Source organism: Pseudomonas sp. VD-NE ins (assembly GCF_031882575.1).
GTDB classification, from domain to species: Bacteria; Pseudomonadota; Gammaproteobacteria; order Pseudomonadales; family Pseudomonadaceae; genus Aquipseudomonas; species Aquipseudomonas fluorescens_BZ.
Map to the genome: position 1 here is coordinate 5,391,082 of NZ_CP134772.1, position 14,286 is coordinate 5,405,367.

12 protein-coding genes are annotated in these 14,286 nt (G+C 59.8%); 4 read left to right on the forward strand and 8 right to left on the reverse strand.

Annotation, left to right across the window (positions count from 1 at the left end; genetic code table 11):
* Nucleotides 1-19: 19 nt before the first annotated feature.
* The 3 genes from guaB to RMV17_RS23920 all read right to left on the reverse strand — a co-directional run bounded on the left by guaB (nt 20) and on the right by RMV17_RS23920 (nt 3,106).
* Entirely contained in the window at nt 20-1,489 is a 1,470-nt protein-coding gene (gene guaB, locus RMV17_RS23910) for an IMP dehydrogenase (protein WP_007916845.1), read from the reverse strand.
* Between the two features lie 116 nt (nt 1,490-1,605).
* Entirely contained in the window at nt 1,606-2,154 is a 549-nt protein-coding gene (locus RMV17_RS23915) for a sugar ABC transporter ATPase (protein WP_034156269.1), read from the reverse strand.
* 184 nt (nt 2,155-2,338) lie between these two features.
* Nucleotides 2,339-3,106 carry a sulfite exporter TauE/SafE family protein gene (locus RMV17_RS23920; protein WP_034156268.1) on the reverse strand — a complete coding sequence of 256 codons (768 nt, stop codon included), beginning with the start codon at nt 3,104-3,106 and terminating at the stop codon, nt 2,339-2,341.
* Nucleotides 3,107-3,206: 100 nt separating this feature from the next.
* On the opposite strand from RMV17_RS23920, the gene RMV17_RS23925 reads away from it, so the two are divergent.
* The 4 genes from RMV17_RS23925 (at nt 3,207) to leuA (ending at nt 8,586) form a co-directional block, all read left to right on the forward strand.
* A complete protein-coding gene (locus RMV17_RS23925; protein ID WP_311883029.1) occupies nt 3,207-4,151 on the forward strand; it encodes a LysR family transcriptional regulator in 945 nt (314 codons plus the stop codon).
* 86 nt (nt 4,152-4,237) lie between these two features.
* Complete coding sequence (gene xseA, locus RMV17_RS23930) at nt 4,238-5,617, forward strand: exodeoxyribonuclease VII large subunit (protein WP_016984362.1); 1,380 nt, start codon at nt 4,238-4,240, stop codon at nt 5,615-5,617.
* Nucleotides 5,618-5,620: 3 nt separating this feature from the next.
* Nucleotides 5,621-6,442 (forward strand): peptidoglycan DD-metalloendopeptidase family protein, encoded by an 822-nt coding sequence (locus tag RMV17_RS23935; RefSeq protein ID WP_311883034.1) that lies wholly within the window; start codon nt 5,621-5,623, stop codon nt 6,440-6,442.
* Between the two features lie 464 nt (nt 6,443-6,906).
* Entirely contained in the window at nt 6,907-8,586 is a 1,680-nt protein-coding gene (gene leuA / locus RMV17_RS23940) for a 2-isopropylmalate synthase (protein ID WP_236430759.1), read from the forward strand.
* A 190-nt stretch (nt 8,587-8,776) separates the two neighbouring features.
* Here leuA and RMV17_RS23945 read toward each other — a convergent pair whose 3' ends face one another.
* The 5 genes from RMV17_RS23945 to RMV17_RS23965 form a co-directional block, all read right to left on the reverse strand.
* A complete protein-coding gene (locus tag RMV17_RS23945) occupies nt 8,777-9,568 on the reverse strand; it encodes an amidohydrolase (protein ID WP_108226541.1) in 792 nt (263 codons plus the stop codon).
* The gene (locus tag RMV17_RS23950; protein ID WP_311883041.1) at nt 9,556-10,704 is read right to left on the reverse strand and encodes a pyridoxal phosphate-dependent aminotransferase; all 1,149 of its coding nucleotides are present in this window, start codon (nt 10,702-10,704) and stop codon (nt 9,556-9,558) included. The genes RMV17_RS23945 and RMV17_RS23950 overlap by 13 nt, the downstream gene beginning before the upstream one ends.
* 170 nt (nt 10,705-10,874) lie before the next feature.
* Nucleotides 10,875-12,344: a ribosome biogenesis GTPase Der gene (der, locus tag RMV17_RS23955; protein ID WP_034156263.1), complete on the reverse strand. Its 1,470-nt coding sequence runs from the start codon at nt 12,342-12,344 to the stop codon at nt 10,875-10,877.
* A gap of 136 nt (nt 12,345-12,480) precedes the next feature.
* Nucleotides 12,481-13,632 carry an outer membrane protein assembly factor BamB gene (gene bamB / locus RMV17_RS23960; protein WP_311883044.1) on the reverse strand — a complete coding sequence of 384 codons (1,152 nt, stop codon included), beginning with the start codon at nt 13,630-13,632 and terminating at the stop codon, nt 12,481-12,483.
* Entirely contained in the window at nt 13,625-14,266 is a 642-nt protein-coding gene (locus tag RMV17_RS23965) for a YfgM family protein (RefSeq protein ID WP_007916865.1), read from the reverse strand. The genes bamB and RMV17_RS23965 overlap by 8 nt, the downstream gene beginning before the upstream one ends.
* Nucleotides 14,267-14,286: the final 20 nt, after the last annotated feature.

Here is a 14,286-nt window from a genome sequence, read left to right on the forward strand (position 1 = left end):
TACTTTATTGCTTGAAGGCTCAACCTACGCGGTAGTTTGGCGCTTCTTTGGTGATCTGCACGTCGTGAACGTGGGATTCGGCCATGCCAGCGCCGGTGATCCGCACGAACTCAGGCTTGGTGCGCATTTCTTCGATGTTGGCGCTACCGGTGTAGCCCATCGAGGAACGCAGACCGCCCATCAACTGGTGAATGATCGCGCTCAGGGTGCCTTTGTACGGCACACGGCCTTCGATGCCTTCCGGAACGAGTTTCTCGGCGCCTGCCGAGGAGTCCTGGAAGTAACGGTCGGAGGAACCTTGAGCCTGGGACATGGCGCCCAGCGAACCCATGCCGCGATAAGCCTTGTACGAACGGCCCTGGAACAGTTCGATTTCGCCCGGCGCTTCTTCAGTACCGGCGAACATCGAGCCCATCATCACGCAGGAAGCACCGGCTACGATGGCCTTGGACAGGTCACCGGAGAAACGGATGCCGCCGTCGGCGATCAACGGAACGCCGGTGCCTTCAAGGGCAGCGGCAACGTTGGCGATGGCACTGATTTGCGGGACGCCGACACCGGCGACGATACGGGTGGTGCAGATCGAGCCAGGGCCGATACCGACCTTGACTGCGTCAGCGCCTGCTTCGGCCAGGGCCTTGGCAGCGGCGCCGGTGGCGATGTTGCCGCCGATCACCTGCACTTCAGGGAAATTCTCTTTGACCCACCGAACGCGGTCGATCACGCCTTTGGAGTGACCGTGCGCGGTATCGACTACCACGACGTCCACACCGGCGTTGACCAGAGCGGCTACACGGTCACCGGTGTCTTTACCGGTACCGACAGCAGCGCCCACGCGCAGACGACCTTGATCGTCCTTGCTGGCCAGCGGGTAGGCTTTGGCTTTTTCGATATCGTTGACGGTCATCATGCCTTTGAGGGCGAATTTGTCGTCAACGATCAGCACACGCTCGATGCGGTGCTTGTGCAGCAGTTCGCGTGCTTCGTCTTTGCTCGCGCCTTCCTTGATCGTGACCAGACGCTCTTTGGGCGTCATCACTTCACGGACGGTGGCTTCCAGACGGCTTTCGAAACGCACGTCACGGGAAGTGACGATGCCGACCAGGTCGCCATCGTGCAGCACCGGAACGCCGGAAATGTTGTGCATGCGAGTCAATTCGAACAGGTCACGTACCGTGGCATCAGCCTCGATGGTGATCGGATCCTTGACGACGCCGGCTTCGAACTTCTTGACCTTACGCACTTCGGCAGCTTGCTGCTCGATGGTCATGTTCTTGTGGATAATGCCGATGCCACCTTCCTGAGCCATGGCGATTGCCAGACGGGCTTCAGTAACGGTGTCCATGGCGGCAGAAACCAGAGGAATGTTCAGCTCGATGCCACGGGTAAGGCGGGTCTTGAGACTGACTTCGTTAGGAAGTACCTCGGAATAACCGGGCACTAAGAGAATGTCGTCGAATGTCAGAGCTTCTTGGCTGATACGCAGCATCGCGGGGGCTCCCGAGCGGGAAAATGGAAGCGCGCCATTATAGTCAGACACCCCCTGCTGTTCAATGTAAAACTCAGCTTAATATCAATGTTGCTGATGTACGGGAACCGCCGGCCCTACAGCTCCACCTTGACCCAAGAGACAGGTTGATCGAGCCAATCGGCGAACTCATCGATAAAGCTTTGCTTGAAGCCCGCCTCCAGCCAGTTGTTGAAGATGAAACCAAGATTGGAAAACCCGCACTCCTGCAGGTACAGGAAGCCGTTGATGTCGTCTTCGTGACCGCATTCCGGGCAGGTGAAGTTGTCGGTGCGGCCCGGCATCCAGTCTTCGAGACTTTCAAACAGCGCTTCGCCGATCTCGCGACGACACTCGGCACACCCGGCCTCTTCGAGAAAGCCCTTGGCCGGCGTGTAGATGCAGCGTTTGGTGACGATCTCCAAGCCGTTGATCGGCTCACCGAACGGCAAAGCCTGCGGGTGCAGGACCACGGCACGCGCGCCATCGGCAATCGCGTAAGCCATGCGATTGCCGGTGCGACCGCAGGTGCTCAGCTCTTCCTTGATGATGTTCTTGCGCACCAGCCAGCGCACGATCGCCCGGGCCCGGGGTTCGTGGACCGGCAGGGTGGATATTTTCGGGACGATGATGCTTTGCGAATTCATGGTGCAGCCTGCGACGTCAAATGGAAGTTCTGCGGTGCTCACTCCGCCGCCATCACGGGCAAGCCCGCTCCCACAGGGATCTCGGTCGATCACAAATATTGTGTACACCAGAGAAACCTGTGGGAGCGGGCTTGCCCGCGATGGCGTCAGTGCGGCCGGCAGCTTAATCCCTGACAAAATCCGGTCAAGTGCTGAGGTAGCGCCCGATCAACGCAAGCCCGCTCGCCAGCACCAGCCACGTCACCAGCCGCACAAACGCCTCGCGCGACAACTTCATGGTCAAGCGCCGCCCGATCCACAACCCCAGCGCCATGGCCGGCAACAGACACAGCGCCAGCATCAACAAGGGTAGCTCGGCATATACACCGGCGATAGCAAACAGGCTCAAACGCACCACCGTGCTGCAACTGATCAACGCACTTTGCGTGGCCCGCGCTGCGTCTTTCGGCAGCCTGCTGTTGAGATAAATCGCATAGAGAAAGCCGCCACTGCCAAACAGCGCCCCGAACAACCCGCCCACCGTCCCCATCGGCACCGCCCACGCCGCTGACAATTGCGTCGGCCGCGCTTTCACCCACAAGCTGTAAATCGCATAGGCACTGATAAACAGCCCCATCAACAGCAGCAACACATCGGACTTGAGGTTGAGCAGGAAAATCACCCCCAACGTGCAGCCGACCGCCATGCACGGCAAGAGCCGTAACAACTCGGGCTTGGCCACGTCCCGCCGCGACGGCAGCAAATTGCCGAACGCTGCGACAAAATCCAGCAACACCAGCAACGGCACGATCTTCGACAATGGCATGAACAAAATCAGGATCGGCCCCGCCACCAGCGCCGTACCAAACCCGGCAATGCCAAACACGATGTAAGCCAGCGCGATGCCCAACCCGATCACAGCCCAACCACCGGCACCCCAAGACCACTCACTCAACAGCCCCGCCACGCTCATCGATGCGCTTCCTTTAATAAACCCGAGATGACTTTAGCCAGCGTCGAGGCTTGCTACTAATATCTTCAAAGCCACCCACTCATCTCAAAAAGGCATTGCTGTGCTTTCGACCCGTCAATTGCGCTACTTCGTGGAAATCGCCGAATGCGGCAGCTTCAGTGCGGCGGCTGAACGCTTGTTCGTGGCGCAATCGGCGCTGAGCCGGCAGATCAAGGACATGGAAATGCGCCTGCAAACCCCATTGTTCGAACGCACCGCGCGCCAGCCCAGACTCACGGCGGCGGGCGAAGCATTTCTGCCCCGGGCAAGGAACTTGCTCAACGAGCTGAGTAAAGCCAGCGCCATGGCCACCGAAGTCGGCAACGGCCAGCTCGGCACGTTGCGCCTCAGTCATTCCAGCACCGTGTCGATCAGCGGCCGTTTGCTCAGCGACATTAGCGCTTATCTGCAGCAACAACCTGGCGTGTCGCTGGACATCGGCAAGTTGTCTTCCGAGGCGCAACTGGAAGATCTGGCCGAAGGCCGCCTCGACATCGGCCTGCTGCGCCTGCCGGTGTTGCGCCAGCGTGAAGGGATTCAGATTGTGCCGCTGTTTACTGAACGCTTGCTGCTGGCGGTTCCGATGGATCATCGGTTGGCCGCAGCTGTGCGTGTCGATCTGGCCCAACTGAAGGATGAAGCGTTCGTCTCGATTCCGCATCCGCAACGCGGCGGCTTGAGCTATCTGTGTGCCGATCTGTGCATGCGTCAGGGTTTCTTCCCGAAAGCGGCGCGGGTGATGTCGCGCAAAACAACGCAATTGCAGCTGATTCAGGCCGGTTTCGGCATCGCCCTGCTGCCGGAATCGATGCAGGACATCGCCCCGAGCGGCGTACGATTTCTACCGTTGGCCGACGCCGACTGCCAAAGCACCGTCGCCCTCGCCTACCGGCAGAACCCCACCCCGTTGATCCAGCACTTCATCCAGACCTTCACCAATCCCCCTTGTGGGAGCGAGCCTGCTCGCGAAAGCGGACTGTCAGCCACTGAAGATGTCGAAGGATAAGAAGCTTTCGCGAGCAGGCTCGCTCCCACAGGGGTTTTGTGTTGTGTCATGGTGATTGGCAGCCAAATGCCTTTAAACTGCGCCCCATGATTAAAGATCCCTTTGCAAGACTTGGCCTGGACCGTGAAGTCCTGACCGTCAGCCAGCTCAACGGCCGCGCGCGGGTGTTGCTTGAAGACGTGTTCAGCAACATCTGGGTCGAAGGCGAAATCTCCAACCTCGCCCGCCCGGCGTCCGGTCACATCTACTTCACCCTCAAGGACAGCGGCGCGCAGGTGCGTTGCGCGCTGTTCCGGCAGAACGCTGCGCGAGTGCGTCAGGCGTTGAAGGACGGCCTGGCGGTGAAAGTGCGTGGCAAGGTTTCGCTGTTCGAGGGCCGTGGCGACTATCAACTGATTCTCGATACTGTCGAGCCTGCCGGTGACGGCGCGCTGCGCCTGGCCTTCGATGCACTGAAAGAAAAGCTCAGCGCCGAAGGCCTGTTCAGTGCCGAACGCAAAGTGCCGTTGCCGGCGCATCCGCAGCGCATCGGTATCATCAGTTCGCCAACCGGCGCGGTGATTCGCGACATCATCAGTGTGTTCCGCCGCCGGGCGCCGCAAGTGCAACTGACGCTGATTCCGACCGCCGTACAAGGTCGCGAAGCCACCGCGCAAATCGTCCGCGCGCTGAAAATGGCCGATGCCCGTGGCTTCGACGCGTTGATCCTCGCCCGAGGCGGCGGTTCGCTGGAGGACCTCTGGTGCTTCAACGAAGAAGCCGTGGCCCGCGCCGTCGATGCCTGTGTGACGCCGATTGTCAGCGCCGTTGGCCATGAAACCGATGTGTCGATCAGTGACTTTGTCGCTGACGTTCGCGCTCCAACGCCGTCCGCTGCCGCTGAATTGCTCGCCCCGGATTCCAGCCATCTGATCCGTCAGGTCGAAAGCCTGCATCGCCGCTTGGTGATGCGCATGCGCGACCGCTTGATGCGTGATCGTCTGCGCCTGGAAGGCATGGCACGTCGTCTGCGTCATCCCGGCGAACGTCTGCGCCAGCAGGCTCAGCGTCTGGACGATCTGGACATGCGCATGCGCCGGGCGTTCGAGCGTCATCTCAACACTCGCCGCGAACGCTTGATCCGCCTGGAAACCCGCCTCGCCGGGCAACATCCGGGACGGCAACTGGCGATGTTGCGCCAGCGCCTCGACAGCCTCGCCGAACGCTTGCCGCGGGCCATGCGCGAAGGTCTGAAGAATCGTCGACTGCAACTGCACAGCCAGATGCAGACGCTGCATGTGGTCAGCCCGTTGGCAACACTCGGGCGTGGTTACAGCATTCTGCTCGATGAGCGCGGCCATGCGATCCGAAATGCCGCGCAGACCCACACTGGCCAGCGCCTGAAGGCCAAACTCGGCGAAGGCGAACTGCAAGTGCGTGTTGAGGACAATCACCTGACGCCCGTCACCCTCTCTTTACTGGACTGATCCATGCCGCGTTTTCTCGCTCCACTGTTTCTGCTGTGCCTGACCTTCAATGCCCACGCCGACAGTTACATCACCCGACTGCTGAACAAACCGGTGCCGGGCGGCGTCGCGGTGGTTGATCTGGGCGCAGCCGCGCAGGCACCGAAAGCCACGTATCAAGGCAAACCGGTGCTGGTGGTAAAAGAGCAGAACAACTGGCTGGCGATCGTCGGTGTGCCGCTGACGATCAAACCCGGCGCGCAGCAGATCAGCAGTGGCGGGCGTAATCTGCCATTCACAGTGGGCAACAAAAAATACCCGGAACAGCGCATCACCCTGAAGAACAAGCAACAGGTCAATCCGGATCAATCGAACCTTAAACGCATCGAAGGCGAACTGGCCGAACAGATCAAGGCGTATCGCAGCTTCAGCCAGAACACGCCGAGCAATCTGTTGCTGGATAAACCGGTCAACGGGCCGCTGTCGAGCAAGTTTGGTGTGCGTCGTTTCTTCAATGGTGAAGAGCGCAATCCGCACGCCGGCCTCGACTTCGCGGTGCCGGCGGGCACGCCGATCAAGACCCCGGCGGCGGGCAAGGTGATCCTGACCGGCAATTACTTCTTCAATGGCAACACGGTGTTTGTCGACCATGGGCAGGGTTTTATCAGCATGTTCTGCCATATGTCGAAGATTGATGTGAAGGTCGGCGATCAACTGGCGCGGGGCGCGGTGGTCGGCAAGGTTGGCATGACCGGCCGCGCGACCGGCCCGCACATGCACTGGAATGTCAGCCTGAATGATGCGCGGGTGGATCCGGCGATTTTCATTGGTGCGTTTCAACCTTAAATATGTGTTGAGGCGACCGGCCTCTTCGCGAGCAGGCTCGCTCCCACACTGGATCTTATTCACAACAAAGATCCCCTGTGGGAGCGAGCTTGCTCGCGAAGGCGGCCTGTAAAGCACATCAACACTTACTGAATTGCTATAAACCTCAATTGCGCCCCAATCAAACCTCGCGCAAATATCACAACGATCAGCGACCTCCAGCGCAATAAAATCCCGCAAAAACCCGCTTTCCGAGTATTCCTCTCAATTTTTTTCGACTGCTTGCCATCCTCTCCCCTCGCGGTTAGGGTTGAAGGCATGAAAACCTCTCACACCCTCATTCAGCTTCGCCAGCACCGCAGCCTGTGCCTTGTCAGCGCACGACTGCCAGGCTGAATCGCGGCACCTCGTCCCACGCTTTTCCAAGAACATTCGTTCCACCGGCAGGCCGCCTCTTTTCGGCCCAGACAATAAGGAATTTCCCGATGAGCATGCTCAAAGATCCGTCTTCGAAATACCGCGCGTTTCCCGTCATCAACCTGCCGGATCGCACCTGGCCGTCGAAAACCATCGACACCGCGCCGATCTGGTGCAGCTCCGACCTGCGTGACGGCAACCAGTCGCTGATCGAACCGATGGACGCGGTGAAGAAGCTGCGCTTCTGGAAAACCCTGGTGCAGGTCGGTGTGAAAGAAATCGAGGCCTCCTTCCCGGCCGCTTCGCAAACCGACTTCGACTTCGTGCGTACCCTGATCGAAGAAGGCCACATCCCGGACGACACCACCATTCAGGTGCTGACCCAGGGCCGTGAAGACTTGATCGAGCGCACCTTCGAATCCCTCCGTGGTGCGAAGAAAGCCATCGTTCACCTGTACAACGCCACTTCGCCTTCTTTCCGTCGCATTGTCTTCAACCAGGACAAGGACGGCATCAAGGCTATCGCCGTCAACGCGGCCAAGCTGTTCGTCAAATATGCGGCGATGCAGCCGGACACCGAGTGGACTTTCGAATACTCGCCGGAAACCTTCAGCGCCACCGAGCTGGAATTCGCCAAGGAAGTCTGTGACGCGGTGATCGAGGTGTGGAACCCGACGCCTGAGCACAAGATGATTCTCAACCTGCCAGCCACCGTTGAGTGCGCGACCCCGAACATCTACGCCGACCAGATCGAGTGGTTCGGCCGCAATATCAACCGTCGTGACAGCGTGATCATCAGCCTGCACACCCACAACGACCGTGGCACTGGCGTCGCGGCCACCGAGCTGGGCCTGATGGCCGGCGCCGATCGCGTCGAAGGCTGCCTGTTCGGCAACGGCGAACGTACCGGTAACGTCGACCTCGTCACCGTCGCGCTGAACATGTACACCCAGGGTCTCGACCCGCAGCTGGACTTCTCCGACATCGACGGCGTGCGCAAAGTCGTCGAAGAATGCAACCAGATTCAGGTTCACCCGCGTCACCCGTACGTTGGCGACCTGGTCCACACCGCGTTCTCCGGCTCGCACCAGGATGCGATTCGCAAAGGCTTCTCCCAGCAGAAATCAGATGCACTGTGGGAGGTGCCGTACTTGCCGATCGACCCGGCCGACATCGGCCGTAGCTACGAGGCGGTGATTCGCGTCAACAGCCAGTCGGGCAAGGGCGGCATCGCTTACTTGCTGGAGCAGGAATACGGCATCAGCCTGCCACGTCGCATGCAGATCGAGTTCAGCCAGGTGGTGCAGCGTGAAACCGACCGTCTCGGCCTGGAGATGACTGCCAAGCAGATCCACTCGCTGTTGATCAGCGAATACCTGCAAGCCAACACCCCGTACGCGCTGGTAAGCCATCGCCTGCAGGAAGAAAACGGCAACAGCAATGTTGAAGTGGAAGTGGCGAGCAAGGGTCAGGGCGAAACCAATCTGCACTGGCGCGGCAAGGGCAACGGTGCGCTGGAAGCACTGGTCGCCGGCCTGCCGGTTCCGGTGGAGATCATGGACTACAACGAACACGCGATCGGCGCGGGCACCAACGCCAAAGCAGCGGCGTACATCGAGCTGCGTGTGAATGGCGAGCGTGCGGTGCACGGCGTGGGTATCGACGAAAACATCACCACGGCCAGCTTCAAGGCCCTGTTCAGCGCGCTGAACCGCTCGCTGAGCCAGCCTGAGGCGAAAGCGGCGTAAGCCATCGCTGAAATGCAAAAGGCCCCGGAGTGTGAACTCCGGGGCCTTTTTTTGCCTGATGTTTTTTGGCTGACTTTTGGCGATCGTTCCCACGCTCCGCGTGGGAATGAATCAGGGGACGCTCCGCGTCCAGTGACGCGGAGCGTCACGGGCTGCATTCCCACGCAGAGCGTGGGAACGATCAGTTACCTCAGGTGAACTCGAAGGTGTCGGCATCCAGATTCGCCGGGAAACGCTCGCGATACGCCGCGAGCGGAGCCGCTTCCAGCACAGCCTTGAACACACCATCCGCCTCCCCCGCCGCCAGCAAGGTTTCCCCCTGGAAATCCAGCACCTGACTGTCACCGGTATACGCAAAACCTTTACCGTCAGTGCCGACGCGATTCACCGCCGCCACATAACAAAGGTTTTCGATGGCTCGCGCCGGCAACAGACGATTCCAGTGCAAACGCCGCGCACCCGGCCAGTTGGCGGTGTATAGCAGCAGATCAGTGTCCTGCGCATCGCGGCTCCACACCGGAAAACGCAGGTCGTAGCAAATCAGCGGACGCACACGCCAGCCCTTGAGTTCGAACTGCACTTGCCGTTCGCCGGGCGTGTAATGGTTGTGCTCGCCGGCCATGCGGAACAGATGACGCTTGTCGTAATGCAGCACCTCGCCGTCCGGCCGCGCCCACAGCAGGCGGTTGCGATGGCTGCCGTCAGACGCCTGAATAATCACACTGCCGGTGATCACTGCATTGAGTTTGGCCGCCTGAACCCGCAGCCATTTACTGCTCGGGCCGTTCTCGGCTTCGGCGAGGGTCTCCGATTCCATGGAGAACCCGGTAGTGAACATTTCCGGCAGGATGATCAGATCCGCCCCGCGCGCCTGTTCCAGCAACTGCTCGAAATGCTCGAAGTTGGCCTGACGGTCGTGCCAGACCAGACTGGTCTGGATCAGCGCCAGGTTGAGATCGGGTAACGCACTCAGATCACGCATAGTTTTGCCGCCGCTTCACGCAGCGTCTCCTCGCGTTTGGCAAAGCACAGACGCACCAGGCGCTGGCCTTGCGGTGGATTCTGGTAAAACACCGACACCGGGATACTCGCCACACCGTGTTCGCGGGTCATCCACATGGCCATCTCGACGTCATTCAGGTCAGGACGGATCTGCGAGTAATCGACCAGTTGGAAGTAGGTGCCAGTGACTCGGGTAAAGGTGAAGCGCGACGACGCCAGCAGATCGCAGAACAGATCACGTTTGGCCTGATAGAAACCCGGCAGCTCTTCGACGTGTTCCGGGTGCTCGGCCATGTAATCGGCCAGAGCATATTGCAGCGGAGTGACACCGCAGAAACTGACGTACTGGTGCACCTTGCGCAACTCGGCGGTCAGCGCCGGCGGTGCGACGACGTAGCCGGTTTTCCAGCCGGTAACGTGGTAAGTCTTGCCGAACGAGCTGACCACGAATGCGCGCTGATACAGCTCTTCATGAGCGAGCACGCTGACGTGTGGAACGCCGTCGAATACCAGGTGTTCGTAGACTTCGTCGCTGATCAGGTAGATGTCGCGATCACGGATCAGCGCAGCCAGTTGATCCAGTTCGGCACGACTGATCAGGGCACCGCTCGGGTTGTGCGGGGTGTTGATGACGATCATTTTCGTGCGCGGACTCAGGGCCTCGGCGAGCTTGTCGAAATCGATCGAGAAATCGTCCGGGTTCAGCTGCACATGCACGCAACGACCGCCCGCCAGCTCTGTCGCCGGTTCGTAGCTGTCGTAGCACGGATCGAACACGATGACTTCGTCGCCGCTGTGGATAACCGCCTGAATCGCACAGAAGATCGCCTGGGTCGCGCCCGGCGTCACGGTCACTTCGCTGTCGGCATTGACCTGCACGCCATAGCTGCGAGCGATTTTCGCCGCAATCTGCTCGCGCAAGGCCGGCAAGCCGGTCATCGGCGAATACTGATTATGGCCACTGGCGATGTGTCGACCGACTGCATCACGCAGTGACTGCGGGCCGTCAAAATCAGGAAAACCCTGTGACAGGTTGATCGCGCCGGTTTGCGCCGCGAGCTGAGACATCTGCGTGAAAATCGTGATGCCGACATTCGGCAGCTTACTGGTGATCATCGGTAGCCCCTTGCAGGTGAGCTGCAAGTTTCAAGCGCCAAGCCATAAATCTCAAGCGGCAAGTTACTACCTGCAAGCTGCAAGCTAAATCCACCGCCCACAAAAAAGGGCTCTAACTGAGCCCTTTTTGCTTTGACTTGAAGCTTGCAGCTCGAAACTCGCAGCTGCCTTTATTTCTTGTCGCGGCGCTTCTTGTCGGCTTTCTTGTGGTGCGACATCAAGCGACGCTTCTTGTTGACCTGGCGGTCGGTCAGCGTGGTCTTGTTGCCTTCGTACGGGTTCTCGCCGCCCTTGAACTCGATACGGATCGGCGTACCGACCAGCTTGAGTACACGACGGTAGGTGTTTTCGAGATAACGCACATACGACTTCGGCACTTTCTCGATCTGGTTACCGTGGATCACGATGATCGGCGGGTTCGCACCACCCAAGTGGGCATAACGCAGCTTGATCCGGCGGTTGTTGACCATCGGTGGCGCGTGCTCGCCAACCGCGTCTTCCAGAATCTGGGTCAGACGGTTGGTCGGCCAGCGGGTGACCGCCGACTTGAACGAGTTCTGTACGGATGCGTAGAGGTTGCCCACGCCAGTACCGTGCAGTGCCGAGATGAAGTGGATGTCGGCGTAATCAACGAAGAACAGACGACGTTGCAGCTCGACTTTGACGTAGTCGCGCTCGCTCGGCGTCATGCCGTCCCACTTGTTGATCGCGATCACCAGCGCACGACCGGACTCGATGGCGAAGCCGAGCAGGTTGAGGTCGTGATCGACCACGCCTTCGCGGGCGTCCATCACGAAGATCACTACGTTGGCGTCTTTGATCGCCTGCAGGGTTTTCACCACGGAGAATTTTTCTACTTCTTCGTGGATCTTGCCGCGCTTGCGCACACCAGCGGTGTCGATCAGCGTGTACTTCTCTTCATTGCGTTCGAACGGAATGTAGATACTGTCGCGAGTCGTACCGGGCTGGTCATAGACGATTACCCGGTCTTCACCGAGCATGCGGTTGACCAGAGTCGATTTACCGACGTTCGGACGACCGATGATGGCGATCTTGATGCCGTCTTTTTCGCTTGGGCCAGGAATGCGCTTGGCTTCCTCGCCTTCGGCAACGATCTCTTCTTCGCCTTCTTCCGGCTCTTCTGCGTCTTTGGGGAAATCACCCAGGGCGATTTCCAGCATCTGGGTGATGCCACGGCCGTGAGCACCGGCGATCGGGATCGCGTGGCCCATGCCCAGCGGCGCGAATTCAGCGCGGGCCATTTCCGGGTCGATGTTGTCGACCTTGTTGGCAACCACGTAGGAACGCTTGTTACGTTTGCGCAGGTGTTCGGCGATCATCTGGTCGGCGGCGGTAAAACCGGCCTTGGCATCTACCAGGAACAGCACAACATCTGCTTCTTCAATGGCCAGCAGCGACTGCTCGGCCATTTTTTCGTCCATACCGTGCTCGTCACCTGAGATACCACCGGTGTCGACCAGAATGTAGGAACGCCCTTGCCACTTGGCCTCACCGTACTGGCGATCACGGGTCAGACCGGACAAGTCGCCGACGATGGCGTCGCGAGTCCTGGTCAGGCGGTTGAACAAGGTGGACTTGCCGACGTTCGGTCGGCCCACCAGGGCGATTACGGGAACCATGCGGCTCTCCACTTCGTTATTTCAGAAAATACAAAAGCCGCTGCGAGGCAGCGGCTGGTGCTCGGGGCAACGCCTGTTAGCGCTGCAAGCCCCATGAATCCGGGGCCGCCTGGGGGTTTAACCCCAAGCATAGTTGTTACTTGATGGTCAGGGCTTCCAGTTTGCCGCTGTTGCCATATACATAAATCGTGTCACCCACCACCAGCGGACGGGCACGCAGGCCGTCGCTGTCGATGCGCTCACGGCCGACGAAACGACCGTCAACCTGACTCAGCAGGTGCAGATAACCTTCCAGGTCACCCACTGCAACATAGCTGGAGAACACTTCCGGAGCCGACAGTTGACGGCGAGCCAGCGAATCGTTGCTCCACAATGCTGTGGTGGAACGTTCGTCGACGCCTTCAACGGTGCCCGAAGACAGGCTCACGTAAACGCTGCCGAAACCCTGAGCAATACCTGCGTAGCTCGACGCATCGCGCTGCCAGAGTTGACGACCGCTTTCCAGATCCAGTGCCGCAACGCGACCCTGGTAGCTGGCAACGTACAAAGTACCGCCGGACAACAGCAGACCGCCGTCGATGTCGACCACGCGCTCCAGTTCCGAACGACCCTGTGGAATCGCGATCCGTTGTTCCCACACCGGCACGCCGTTGGAAATGTCCAGAGCGACCACTTTACCGGTCGACAGGCCAGCCACCGCGAGGCGGTTGGTGACCAGCGGGGCACTGGTGCCACGCAGGGTCAATACGGCCGGCGTGCTGTCATATACCCAGCGCTGAGTACCGGTAGACGCATCCAGACCGATCAGACGATCGTCCTGAGTCTGCACCACTACGACGTCACCGTTGTTGGCCGGTGGCGCAAGCACTTCGCTGTTGACGCGTGCACGCCACTTTTCTTCACCGTTGCTGGTGTCGAGACCAACGACTTCACCGCGCAGGGTGCCGATCAGAACCAGACCGTAGCCAACGCCGACAGCGCCGGAGACAGGCAGATCAAGATCCTGCTTCCATTTCACGTCGCCGTTGCCGCGATCCATGGCCATCACCACGCCGGTCACATCGGCGGCGTAGATGGTGTCACCGTCGATCGCCGGCACCAGCATGTTGTAGGTTTCGCCCTGACCGTCACCGATCGAACGACTCCACTGCTTGTGCAGAACCACTTCTTCTTTGAAGTCGGTCAGTTCGGCCGGTGGCAATTCTTTCTTGCTGTTGCTGCTGCAACCCGCGGCCAGAAGGGCCAGAGCCAGCAATGCTGCATGCTTCCAACGGATCACGTCACGCATCCCCTTTGGCCAGGTCGTCGAGCTTGATTTGAAGGCCACCGACCGCCGCTTCATCCGACAGTGCCGCCTTGGCTTTTTGATACGCCTTGTTCGCGTCATCGGTACGGCCCAGCTGCACCAGCAGGTCGCCCTTGAGTTCTTCGCGAGTGGCCAGGAACGCCTTGTCGGCGTCGCCGTCGAGCAGTTTCAGGCCGTCTTCAGCCTTGTTCTGCGCACCCAGCACCTGCGCCAGACGCTGACGGGCGATCTCGCCCAGCGCCGGATTGGCCGGTTTGTCGACGATGGCTTTCAGCTCGGTGGCGGCGTCGTCCAGCTTGCCGCTGTCGACCGCTACTTTGGCCACGAACAGGCTGCCGTACTGCGCGTAGGCAGAACCGCCGAATTCGCTGTTGAGCTTGCCGGCCAAGTCCGCAACGCGGGCAGCATCAGGCTTGCCATCAGGCGTCAGCGTGGTTTCCAGCAATTGCTGATAGAGCACCGAGGCGCCTTGCGACTGGTTGCTCTGATACTTGTGATAAGCCTGCCAGCCGAACACGATGACCAGCGCCAACAGGCCGCCGGTGACCAGAGGTTTGCCGTTGCGTGTCCACCAGTCCTTCAAATCCGCCAACTGTTCGTCTTCGGTACTCGACACCCCAATACTCCTTAATCGCT

Bases quoted from the DNA above. Each gene is read 5' to 3' on its own strand.
- RMV17_RS23935 (WP_311883034.1), top strand. From the start codon at position 5,621: ATGCCGCGTTTTCTCGCTCCACTGTTTCTGCTGTGCCTGACCTTCAAT.
- xseA (WP_016984362.1), top strand. From the start codon at position 4,238: ATGATTAAAGATCCCTTTGCAAGACTTGGCCTGGACCGTGAAGTCCTG.
- der (WP_034156263.1), bottom strand. From the start codon at position 12,344: ATGGTTCCCGTAATCGCCCTGGTGGGCCGACCGAACGTCGGCAAGTCC.
- RMV17_RS23920 (WP_034156268.1), bottom strand. From the start codon at position 3,106: ATGAGCGTGGCGGGGCTGTTGAGTGAGTGGTCTTGGGGTGCCGGTGGT.
- RMV17_RS23945 (WP_108226541.1), bottom strand. From the start codon at position 9,568: ATGCGTGATCTGAGTGCGTTACCCGATCTCAACCTGGCGCTGATCCAG.
- leuA (WP_236430759.1), top strand. From the start codon at position 6,907: ATGAGCATGCTCAAAGATCCGTCTTCGAAATACCGCGCGTTTCCCGTC.
- guaB (WP_007916845.1), bottom strand. From the start codon at position 1,489: ATGCTGCGTATCAGCCAAGAAGCTCTGACATTCGACGACATTCTCTTA.
- RMV17_RS23915 (WP_034156269.1), bottom strand. From the start codon at position 2,154: ATGAATTCGCAAAGCATCATCGTCCCGAAAATATCCACCCTGCCGGTC.
- RMV17_RS23950 (WP_311883041.1), bottom strand. From the start codon at position 10,704: ATGATCACCAGTAAGCTGCCGAATGTCGGCATCACGATTTTCACGCAG.
- bamB (WP_311883044.1), bottom strand. From the start codon at position 13,632: ATGCGTGACGTGATCCGTTGGAAGCATGCAGCATTGCTGGCTCTGGCC.